This window comes from Sphingobacterium haloxyli (genome assembly GCF_002980525.1).
In the GTDB taxonomy this organism is placed as follows: Bacteria; Bacteroidota; Bacteroidia; order Sphingobacteriales; family Sphingobacteriaceae; genus Sphingobacterium; species Sphingobacterium haloxyli.
In genome coordinates this window covers 1-12,073 of the sequence record NZ_PVBQ01000030.1, presented here as the reverse complement: position 1 = coordinate 12,073, position 12,073 = coordinate 1, and the positions used below count along the sequence as shown (strand labels likewise).

Below are 12,073 nucleotides of genomic sequence, written 5' to 3'. Positions count from 1 at the left end.
CAGAACATGCCTTCCGGTCTTCCCAAAACCATTACAGAATCAGAAAAACAGAAAACCTTCGATAAAAATATTGGGAAACCTCCAAAAATGAAAAAGCCGCCTCAGTTATTTTTGAGACGGCCTCTTTATATATCAATTGATCAAAGACACAATACCATCAATTAGAGGTAGGGTTTTGTGTCAACTTACCCGGATAAGCATTGATAGCGTCTTGTGGAATATAATAGACCACGCGATAGTCTGTTGGTGCTACCTCCAGCGGCTGATTGTGTGCGCCCGGATAATGACGCGTCAAGGTTCCGCCATTACGATATACATCGTAACTACGCTCTGCTTGGAAGGCTAGCTCTAATTGACGTTCTTTATCGATTAAAGTACCGGCATTGGAAGCGTTAATCGAACTGTATGCACCATCCACAATGGAACGCGTACGTATCTCGTTTAAATCAGCCAAAGCAGCACTATAGTTGCCTAATTTAGCATACGCCTCTGCACGGTTCAAATAAACCTCTCCTAATCTACTGATTACAGGTGAATGTAAGTGTGATTCTTCGCCTTCTCGGGAAGCTTTCGTAATATAAAATTGTGGTAGTCCGTTGTTTACGGTAATAAAGTTATCAATTACCCCCGTATAGGTATTACCATCCGCGTGGTTAATACTATAAGTCTCCTGCTCAGCATTCAGAGGTGTTAAGGTATATGTATTATCGCCGTCTCTACATGTAATTATGTTTCCACTTCGAGTCACTGTTGCCTGCACATAAGTCAATGTATTTCCTTTCCGTATAAAACGGAACACCTCGGTATAGTTACCTGTGCTGGCATCCTGCGAATAGGTTGGTGCAATGAATGCTGCACGCGCATCCACTATATTATACTTTTCTTCCCGCCAGTCGTTTCGTCCAGTTTCATTCAGCAGGTCGATATACTTAGCGCTGGCATACATTTCGCCCCAGCCCTGACCACCGATATTGGCATACATACCCCCGACACCATAATAATGGTCGGAACCAGAAAACTCTGATGCCATCCGTTTGATAGCAAAAATAGTCTCTGGATTGTTCTCCGGTGTATAGGTGCTGTATTGCATGAATCGCTCCCGTGGTAATAACGAATAATCTCCGGAATTAATGACCTTATCTGCATAGTCTACAGCCAGCTGTGCATATGCGGTATTTGGAGACGCATAGGTGCCGCTCATATACAAATACACGCGTGACAATAAGGCATAAACCGCTCCTTTTGAAGCATAAACCGGTCCATTATTGATAGTCAGCAATTCTTCTGCTTTCTCTAGATCCGCGATAATATGTTGGTAGGTTTGCGCGACACTTACACGGTCATCCAGTTCCAGCCCGGGGATATCTTCCGGTGTACCATTTACAATAGGCATCCCTAAATTGGTTTCGGGATTATCGTAATAAGGACGCCCGTAGGCTCTGACAAAATAGAAATACATCAATCCCCGTATATAATAGCACTCACCCAAACGGTTATTAATTTCTTCACTTTGTCCTTCGGCAAACATATCGATTATGTTGGACGTTTGTGCAATAGCTTTATAGCCCGCGTTCCAAAACTGGTTCAGACGACCATTATTTGGTGTACGATTATAACTTATAAATTCAAAAAATGCATCAGTAGATGTACCCCGGATTGCAATGTTATCGCCGGCGTATTCACCCGCACGATGCATAGGGTCGGACCAAGCTTTCAATTGTCCGTATGCTCCGTTAATCATGGATTCTAAATACGTATCCGGATCATTCATAATGTCATCGGCATCCATCGATCCATAGGGTGCACGATCAATATCGCAGGATACGAAAGCAGTGGCCGTCATTAAGGCTATAAATATTATCTTCTTCATGTTGATTATCAATTTTTAAAATGAAACATTGAACCCGAACATAAACCGACGGACAGCAGGATAAACGGATGGACCGGCCGAATTCGTTAAGTTACCTCCTTCTCGCCTTCCATCCACCGGTGTCAAAGGAATTTCGGGGTCTACACCAGAATAGTTGGTTAGGGTGAACAAGTTTTCTCCAGTAAAGAATACCCGTAAGTTGCGGATGTTATATTGCTCCAGTTTAAAATTATACCCTAAAGTCAACGACCGCAAGCGTAAGAAATCACTATCTTCTAAATAGCGTGAAGACACTTTATTTCCGTTATCCCGATTACCATATTTTGCAACAGGATGTGTGGCATTATCGCCGGGTTTTTCCCAGCGGCTCCAACCCGGCATCAATTTCATTTGATTACGGTCAGTATAAGCACCATCCGAATCATATTCCTGACGGGAATAATTATAGATTTTACCTCCTATTGAATAACCAAAGACCGCTCCTAAATCAAACTGTTTGTATTTTAATGCGGTAGAAAACCCTCCATATAGATCTGGCGCTGCTTTTTCTAATTCTGTCAGTGTTGCGTCAGCATAATTGGAAGTTGTGGTACGCACTTCATTACCCTCATTATTGGTTTCTGTTTTATACCACATCGGTGTTCCGTTATCTGGATTTACACCTGCCCATTCCCGCATGTAGTAAGTATCCACTGGACGCCCGGGTTCCAATACACGCTGAGCAGACCCAGCTATATTTGATCCATCACCGACAATAACTGGTCTTACTGCAAAGGTGCCATCTGCCCCTCTTGTTTCAAAAAGCTGTGTCAACTTATTCTTATTGTGTCCCACATTCAAATCCACACTCCAGTACCAATCGTCGTTCTGAATAATATCTCCACCAATGGCTATCTCAAAACCGGTATTGCGCATAGCTCCGATATTCCGCCACATACTGGTAATACCCACGGTACCTGTTACCGGTACTTGGTATAATACATTATCCGTATCTTTCACATAAAAATCGAGGGTAGTCCGTAAACGGTTATTTAAAAAAGTGGCATCCATTCCTGCACCGGCTGTATAGGTTTTCTCCCAGGTCAGGTCTCTATTTCCTTTTTGACTAATCAATGCCCCCGGTCTACCATTATATCCAGAACCTTGCTCGACGGAGTAAAGATCATATTGTGGATATAAAGCCGTCGGACGGTTACCTACCGAACCATAGGCTGCACGCACTTTTAAAGCATTCACCCAATCCGCGTTAAACCAGTCTTCATAGTGTATGTTCCATCCCCCACTAATCGAGAAGAAATTTCCATATTTCGCATTATCACCAAAATTGGAAGCACCATCTCTTCGGAAAGATAGTTGCGCCATGTATCTGTTATCATAGGAATAGTGTATGTCTGACAAAAACGATTGAACCGCCCATTCATCGATTTCACCACGGGTACGCTCCGGTGAGGTGACAGCATCCATCACTTCGAAGCCCGGAATAATGCCGATTCCGTAAACATCCAAAGTTTTGGAACTGTAATCATTAAACTCATAGGCTAACAAACCACTCACCGTATGTTTGTCCCAGGTTTTGTTAGCTCGTAGGATCTGGTTCGTATAACGTCGCGCGTATTCGAATCGATAGTCGGTTAAGCGTCCCACTACCCCTATACCCGCATTTGAACGTGGATCCTCATAACCTGCATTAGCGTATGTATTATAACGATAGTTGTTAACAGAAGAAAACATTAACCAATCGGTGAGTTTGATATCAAAATCAAAGTTCCCCATAAATTCGTAATTCGTATTCTGCGAATGGTTCCATTGCAAATCGTACAAATAATTGGTTTCAGAATTGTTTACCCAACCACTGTAGCGGTGTGGTACCAAGTTACCATTTTCGTCGAAAGGGCTATCCCAAGGGAAGCGGCTATACATAGCAGTTACTGAATATTGACGGTTTTCCACTCCACGGCGTGCGCCGACAATCGAAGGCTTAATGGTCAGCCATTCTAACGGTTTGTATACTTGTCTAAAACGGACGCTATAGCGATCGAAGTCGTATCCCTTCACAGCGCCTTGTTCATCATAATACCCTAAGGATAGAAAAGATTGTAACGTTTCAGTTCCGCCTTGCACGGTTAAATTATGATTTTGTGTAAATCCGGTTTCGGTTGCCAGATCCCACCAGTCAAAATTACTATTACGCAACTCGCTATTCCAACGCGGAAAAGATATATCACCTGCATTCTCGAAAGAGCTGTAGTAATCATATAATTCCGCTCCATTCATCATGCTCACATTACCATTATTCAGCTTATTGAACCCCATCCGTGTAGCATAGTTGACAGTTGTTTTTCCTACTTTTGGATTTTTAGTAGTTATCACAATAACGCCGTTTGCTCCTTGTGAACCATAGATGGCCGTAGAAGCCGCATCTTTCAGCACGGTCATCGATTCAATATCGTCCGGATTTATATCCCCGGGTTCAGACCCTACAATCACCCCGTCTATAACCCATAATGGTTCGGTAGCACCACTTAAAGTTGCTTGCCCACGTATGACGACAGCACCTCTTTGTCCAGGCTGTGCCGAACCTGGCGTTACCTGTACCCCGGGGGCTTTTGCGCTCAACATATTTTCCACCGACGGGGTTGTGATATCACGCAACTCGTCGCCGGTCACTACCTGCAACGATCCCGTAAGACTTTCCCTTTTTTGTGTGGAATATCCTGTTACGACGACTTCTTCCAGCGCTTGATCGCTTTCCTGCAATACCGCTTGCAATGTGCTCCCTTCAACAACTGCTGTATAAGGATCAAATCCTACAGCAGTAAACACCAACACATCTCCATTTTTTGCACTGATGGAAAAATTACCATCTTCGTCTGTCTTAGTCGATACTGCAGGGTTTCCCGATACAGATACCGTAACCGCCCCAACTGGACCGTCTGCCGAAGTGACACTACCTGTTACTGTCTGTTGATAGAAAACGTGGACATGAACAGCCGATTCATTTGCTAAAGCTACCCCTGTTGGTAATAATACGCCTATTGTAATGACGGACGCCAAACACAAGCTCTTACCAAGAAAAGAGGGTTTTGTAAATCTCTTTACCATAAAATACTTCTCAATGTTTATGTTTAATGTAGTTGTTGGGTTAGTTTAAACAATCCAACGATTGCAATTTAAAGGAAGAAAAAAGGACTAAGAATAGCGAGATAAACGAAACCGATTGCGTAAAATAAAACAAACGATTGCGATGAGATATCGTGTAACAACACCACTGAGCAGATGCGGTTTTGGAGGCAATAAAAAAAGAGACCCTAGTGGTCTCTTTCCCTTATCAATATTTTTGTTTTCTTAGAATGTGTAACGAGCCGTTACACCGCCATTGGCATAAAAACCGCTATAATGGTCATAACCATTTACAATATGGAACGTTGGGCGAATATCCGCCGAGAAAGCAAAGGGAGCATTTTTCAATTTGTAGTCAACGCCACCTGTCGGGAAAATCCCGACATTGAAGCCACCATCAACATTCCCGTCATTTATAAAAGTATTGGATAAAATAGCGCCACCACCTACAAACCATTTAAAGCCCTCGATGTTCGCAATTGGAAAGTGGTGCTGGTAAGCACCCGATAACGCCACATTTGTCCACTTAACACCACCTGCTTTCTCTGAATTAAATCCTAAGTCAAACTCTAATGCTCCGGGGCCGTTCAGAAATGTTTTAAATGCTACAGCTGCCACATCATAGTTTCCACTTCCCAATCGAATACCAATCGAGTTTTTGTAATCTTGCGCAAATACGCCCGCAGCAAACAATACTGCAACAACAGCTAAAGTAAATTTCTTCATAATCTTTTTAATTTATTAAATACTAATTTTCTTATCGATTCTCAATATCAAAAACCGTTCCATTATATTCCACAATAAAAAACAAAATATCAACTATAGGTATAGTCAGAAACTGCTAGAACCGTGCTTATCCATTTTTTTGAATACTGCGTAAAATAAAACATTTAAAAAAAGTATTTTTTATTAAAAAAAATGTAACTTTGCACTCCGACAAAGCAGTCGGAATACTCTTCCCTTTAAGGCATTTTTCGTTGCTTTGTCAACACAACAAGTTGATAATTAATTTTTTGAACAAGAGAAATAATGCCTAGAAACACCTCCATTAACTCCGTTTTAATTATTGGTTCAGGACCCATCGTTATTGGTCAAGCCTGTGAATTTGATTATTCAGGTTCACAAGCGGCTCTTTCTTTGAAGGAAGAAGGTATCGAAGTGTCCATTATCAATTCGAATCCTGCAACGATTATGACCGACAAGGTTATAGCAGACCATGTTTACTTGTTACCGCTCACCTGCGAGAGCATAGAGAAGATTCTCCAAGAACAACAGATTGATGCTGTACTACCTACTATGGGTGGACAAACAGCATTAAATTTATGTATCGAAGCTTCCAATCTTGGTCTTTGGGAAAAATACAATGTAAAGGTTATCGGAGTGGACGTAGCTGCTATTGAAAAAACGGAAAACCGCGAAGAGTTTCGCCAGCTAATGGTGGATATCGGTGTAGGTGTCGCACGATCTAAAATTGCCAATTCTTTCTTGGAAGGTAAAGAAGCTGCACAAGAAATAGGTTTTCCACTTGTAATTCGTCCCTCATACACATTAGCGGGCACAGGTGGAGGATTTGTTCATAGGAAAGAAGAGTTTGATGCTGCGTTAAACAGAGGTTTGCATGCATCTCCTACTCATGAGGTACTAGTAGAACAAGCTGTATTAGGCTGGAAAGAATTCGAATTGGAATTGTTGCGAGACAGTAATGACAACGTTATCATTATTTGTACTATTGAGAACTTTGACCCAATGGGCATCCATACAGGAGATTCCATTACTGTGGCTCCGGGTATGACATTGAGTGACAAATGTTACCAAGACATGCGTAATCAAGCCATCCGCATGATGCGGTCTATCGGAAATTTTGCTGGGGGATGTAACGTACAGTTTTCGATAAATCCTGAAAACGAGGATATCATTGCTATCGAGATTAACCCTCGTGTATCACGTTCTTCCGCATTAGCATCAAAAGCAACTGGTTATCCTATCGCAAAAATTGCCGCTAAGCTCGCTATAGGATATAATTTGGATGAACTCCAGAACCAAATAACAAAAACAACATCAGCTTACTTTGAGCCTACATTAGACTATGTTATCGTTAAAATTCCGCGTTTCAATTTTGACAAATTTAAAGGGGCCAATAAAGAGTTAGGCCTACAAATGAAAGCAGTTGGTGAGGTTATGGCAATCGGCCGAACATTTATAGAAGCATTACAAAAAGCTTGTCAGTCTCTTGAAACAAATCGTGGAGGATTGGGTGCTGACGGGCGTCAGCTGCGCAACCTAGAAGAAATCATGGACAGCCTAGAACATCCGAGTTCCGATCGTGTATTCCATATAAAAGATGCTTTCGAATTAGGTGTTCCCTTGGAATCCATTCGTAAAGTAACACGTATCGACAAGTGGTTTTTAGTACAAATTCAAGAATTGGTACAACTAGAGACAGAACTACGCAGGTATCAGTTGAACAATATTCCCCGTGATTTCCTCCTAACATTAAAGCAAAAAGGTTATTCTGATTTACAAATATCCTGGTTGCTTGGTAACGTGAGCGAAGACGATGTCTATGCTCGCCGCAAAGAGTTAGGGATAAATCGGGTATATAAAATGGTAGATACCTGTGCTGCCGAATTTACTGCTCACACACCTTACTATTATTCTACTTTCGAAGACGAGAATGAATCTGTAGTTTCCAACAAAAAGAAAATAATCGTTTTAGGTTCCGGCCCGAATCGTATCGGCCAGGGAATCGAATTTGACTACTCTTGTGTCCATGGATTAATCGCCGCCAAAGAAGCTGGTTATGAGTCCATCATGGTGAACTGTAACCCGGAGACCGTGTCTACAGATTTTAACATGGCGGATAAACTCTATTTCGAGCCTGTGTTCTGGGAACATGTCCGTGAAATTATAGAGTTGGAAAAACCAGAAGGTATTATTGTCCAGCTAGGAGGACAAACGGCACTCAAGATGGCTGAGCGCCTGCAGGCACTTGGTGTGAAAATTATTGGGACTTCGTTTGCTGACATGGATTTAGCAGAAGACCGTGGCCGGTTTTCGGACCTATTGAAAGAGTTAAATATCCCTTATCCGAAATATGGCGTTGCGACTTCCGCTGAGGAAGCATTAAAGGTCGCGAGTGAAGTAGGATATCCTGTATTAGTACGCCCTTCTTATGTATTGGGAGGACAAGGGATGAGTATCGTCATCAACGATGAAGATCTTGAAAAAGCCGTAGTTAATTTATTGAAAAACCTACCGGGCAATCAAATCTTAATCGATCATTTCCTTGACCGCGCCGAAGAGGCGGAATCAGATTCGATCTGTGATGGTGAAGACGTCCACATTATCGGTATGATGGAACATATCGAGCCCGCTGGCATTCATTCGGGAGATTCTTCAGCCGTCCTGCCGCCATTCAGCTTGTCCGAACACGTACAACAGAAAATGGAAGAATACTCCATTCGCTTGGCTAAAGCTTTAAATGTTCGAGGCTTATTGAATATTCAATTTGCAGTGAAGGGTGAAGATGTATATGTAATTGAAGCTAATCCACGTGCGTCCCGTACAGTTCCTTTCATAGCTAAAGCTTATGACGTTCCTTATATTAATATCGCCACAAAGGTTATGCTAGGTGTTAACAAATTGAAAGACTTTCAAATCGAACGTAAGTTGAAAGGATATGCCATTAAGGAGCCTGTATTCTCTTTCAATAAATTCCCTGAAGTTGATAAACAATTAGGACCTGAAATGAAGTCCACGGGTGAAGCTATCCGCTTTATCAAAGATTTGCAAGATCCTTACTTTAGAGAGCTGTATAACAAAAAGTCGATGTTCTTAAATGCGCAATAAAAAAATAAGCCCGTCTTTAGGACGGGCTTATTTTTTTATATATCCTTTACACAACGAAATCCCACATTATTTGTAGGGCTGTTTATTTCACCCTTTCCCCGACTGCCGGCCTTATATCGCTCGCAATACTGATCATTACATAAGAAGGAACCTCCGCGCTGAACCCGTTTTATTAAGCCCGGTTCTTGCGGATCATGTGAATCTGTAGGTCCCTTGGGGTTTATCTTCTTACCGTACGCATAATAATCCGGTCGATAAAAATCGGAGCACCATTCCCAAACATTGCCTTCCATATCGTAGAGGCCATATGCATTGGGTGGAAAAGACTTTACCGGCGCCGTCGTTTCAAAACCATCCTCCTTTGTATTACGGGATGGAAAGTCTCCTTGATATATATTAGTTAACCACTTCCCATCTTCCTTCTTTTCGTTTCCCCAATAATAAGTCTCATCCTTATGTTTTCCTGCTTTAGCCGCATATTCCCATTCTGCTTCGGTAGGAAGACGTTTCCCTACCCATTTTGCATAAGCTTCTGCATCCTGATAAGCCAACTGTGTTACGGGATGGTTTTCCTTTCCCTCGATCGAACTATCAGGCCCCTCCGGATGTTTCCAGTTCGCCCCAGGTATATATTGCCACCATTGCATATAATTACCTAAGCTCTTAACTTCGTTCGGTGCAGCGAAAACCGCCGATCCCGGAACAAGCATATTTGGCTCGACACCAGGAAACTCATTTGGATCCAGTGGACGTTCTGCCACCGTTACATATCCCGTCGCATCTACAAAAGTCTTAAACTGCCTATTGGTAACCTCATGTTCATCCATATAAAAAGAAGAAAGCTTAACCTGATGCATCGGTTGTGCATCGGGAAAATTAGAAGATCCCATCAGAAACGTCCCTCCCGCGATCAAGACCATCCGGATATCATCCTGCCCTTGTATATAAGATCGGGAATCTGTCTTTTGTACGGCGCGCGATGGAACTGCCCCCATATGACATCGTGCTACTGATTCTTCCGTTGACACGTTTTCTGTCGTCTTAGCTCCAGAATCGCAAGACACCGCGCACCAAGCAAGAGCCACTAGTAAAAAAAAAACTGAATACATCGGCCTAATATACAGATAATCAAGCAAAAAAATACAAAGATGCCCCTTTTTTAAGCGAGCATCTTTGTATTTAAGTTAATTCCATCTAATGTTCGAATGCGATCACACATCCAACTGATTGCTTTTATCTTTAGAAACTTTCGGACGAATCCCTGTATTCCCACCTTCTTTCAGGCTCAAATCATGTGGTTGATTTGTTTTCCATGCTCCCTTTGTAAAATCAGGAATATGCACAGTCTTACTATTTTTAGCGACCGACTCACAACTCAACGGTACGATAACACTCCACGAGGCGCCTTCGTAAACAGGTTGTTCGATGGGTAATCCATTACGCAAACAATCAATTAATCGCCAGTCCATCATAAAGTCCATACCGCCATGTCCGCCGACTTCCTTTGCCTTCTCACCAATAAATTTAACCAATTGAGGCGTATATTTTTCTTTAAGGCTTGTTAGTTCCTCTTCTTTTACAAAGCTGTGTCCAAATGCAATTCCTTCTTTCGGATATTTCTGCGCGAAACCTTTTGTACCGCTCAATAAATGAAGACGAGAGTAAGGTCTCGGTGACGTCACATCATGCTGCACCAGTAACGTTTTGCCCTTTTCTGTTTTAATTAGTGTCGTATCCATATTTCCGCGATACTTCTTACCTACAAACTCCTGAAAGAAAGGGTCTTCTGCTGCCAACTTGCGAGCCTTATCTCCCATTTGGAAATCAGCTGTCTGCATAGCGACTAAGTGGGTCATCCGGTCCCCACTATTAATATTCATACACTGCGCAATTGGACCTATTCCGTGAGTCGGATAGAGATTACCGTTCATTTTGATATTCTCCCGCAGACGCCACATATTATCATAGCCATTCTTCGCAAAGTTCAGACTTAATAAATCGTGGATATATGCTCCTTCTGCATGTACTAGTTCGCCAAACATACCTTGGCGGATCATATTTAAGGTTAACATTTCAAAAAAGTCATAGCAACAATTCTCCAACATCATGCAGTGTCTTTTAGTTTCCTCTGAAACTTTAACAACCTCCCAACACTCTTTGACCGTTAAACCGATGGGCACTTCACAGGCGGCGTGTGCTCCGGCTTTCATTGCAGCGATGCACATCGGTGCATGAAACTCCCAAGGAGTACAGATATAGACCAAGTCAATTTCTTCTTCTTTCAGCAATTGAACCCATCCTTCGTCACCAGAATAAGATTTAGCTTCTTTCAAGCCTTTGTTGATTAATATCTTCTGTGCTTTTGCCACTCTATCTGCATGACGATCGCATAATGCCACAATTTCCGTCCCTTCAATATAGGACAAGCGATCTACAGCTCCCGGGCCACGCATCCCTAGACCAATGACCGCAATCCGTACCGTATCTATCTTGGGCGCAGCATATCCCCACATATTGAAACCTGGAGCGGTAGCATAACCTGGGTTATTTATTACCGGCAATGTAATCGCTGCACTAGACAACAATGATGCCTTTTTTAAAAAATCTCTTCGATTGGTATACATAAATAAATTTCTTTCTTTGTATTAAAGGGGACAGCATTGCATCCCCTCTAAATTCACCTATTTTAAAACAAACTAACAGTTTTCCCTATATAACCCTTATATTGTGAAACAGCATACAAATGGTTATCAAAAAATCTTATAAGACCTTTTCTAACACAAGTATAATAGTATTCCCAACTAAAAAAAAGTAAAAACGTAAAGCAAACGTTTGCTCAATTTTTAATCTATGCTTAGATTTTTTCTCTTGACCAAAAGAATTGATCTTCCGGATACACTCAACGTACTAATTCATCGCTTTACCAATAGAACATATCTATTTTACGGTGCAACGTCGCTCACTAGAAATGAGAACACCGGAATCTAACGGGAGGTGACGAGTCTATCATTAATGGTTGTATTGGCGGATTACGCAACGATATAACGGTCAAGTCTATACAAACATCTCTGAGCTGGCTTGGCATGTTCCAAACAAAAAAGCCCCTTCAGATTACTGAAGGGGCTTTGTATAAAAATCGGCACCGACCTACTCTCCCACCTTTTACGGCAGTACCATCGGCTCTGGCGGGCTTGACTGCTCTGTTCGGAATGGGAAGAGGTAGACACCGCCGAT

General features: G+C 42.1%; 6 protein-coding genes and 1 rRNA gene. 1 reads left to right on the top strand and 6 read right to left on the bottom strand.

The genetic code is table 11. The features are described 5' to 3' along the window. Positions 1-157: 157 nt before the first annotated feature. The 3 genes from C5745_RS19585 to C5745_RS19575 form a co-directional block, all read right to left on the bottom strand. Positions 158-1,870, bottom strand: coding sequence for a RagB/SusD family nutrient uptake outer membrane protein (locus C5745_RS19585; protein WP_105718711.1), 1,713 nt, complete (start codon positions 1,868-1,870; stop codon positions 158-160). Between the two features lie 15 nt (positions 1,871-1,885). Further along, positions 1,886-4,972 (bottom strand): SusC/RagA family TonB-linked outer membrane protein, encoded by a 3,087-nt coding sequence (locus C5745_RS19580; RefSeq protein WP_105718710.1) that lies wholly within the window; start codon positions 4,970-4,972, stop codon positions 1,886-1,888. A gap of 243 nt (positions 4,973-5,215) precedes the next feature. Beyond that, positions 5,216-5,716 carry a hypothetical protein gene (locus C5745_RS19575; RefSeq protein ID WP_105718709.1) on the bottom strand — a complete coding sequence of 167 codons (501 nt, stop codon included), beginning with the start codon at positions 5,714-5,716 and terminating at the stop codon, positions 5,216-5,218. A 303-nt stretch (positions 5,717-6,019) separates the two neighbouring features. Between C5745_RS19575 and carB the strand changes: the two genes are divergently transcribed. Further along, entirely contained in the window at positions 6,020-8,839 is a 2,820-nt protein-coding gene (gene carB, locus C5745_RS19570; protein ID WP_105718708.1) for a carbamoyl-phosphate synthase large subunit, read from the top strand. Positions 8,840-8,874: 35 nt separating this feature from the next. On the opposite strand, the gene C5745_RS19565 is transcribed toward carB, so the two are convergent. From C5745_RS19565 to rrf, 3 genes are all read right to left on the bottom strand, one after another. Then, the gene (locus C5745_RS19565; RefSeq protein ID WP_105718707.1) at positions 8,875-9,948 is read right to left on the bottom strand and encodes a formylglycine-generating enzyme family protein; all 1,074 of its coding nucleotides are present in this window, start codon (positions 9,946-9,948) and stop codon (positions 8,875-8,877) included. 102 nt (positions 9,949-10,050) lie between these two features. Beyond that, positions 10,051-11,463, bottom strand: coding sequence for a Gfo/Idh/MocA family protein (locus C5745_RS19560; protein WP_105718706.1), 1,413 nt, complete (start codon positions 11,461-11,463; stop codon positions 10,051-10,053). Positions 11,464-11,973: 510 nt separating this feature from the next. Further along, positions 11,974-12,073: ribosomal RNA gene (gene rrf / locus C5745_RS19555) — 5S ribosomal RNA — on the bottom strand; the annotation flags it as partial.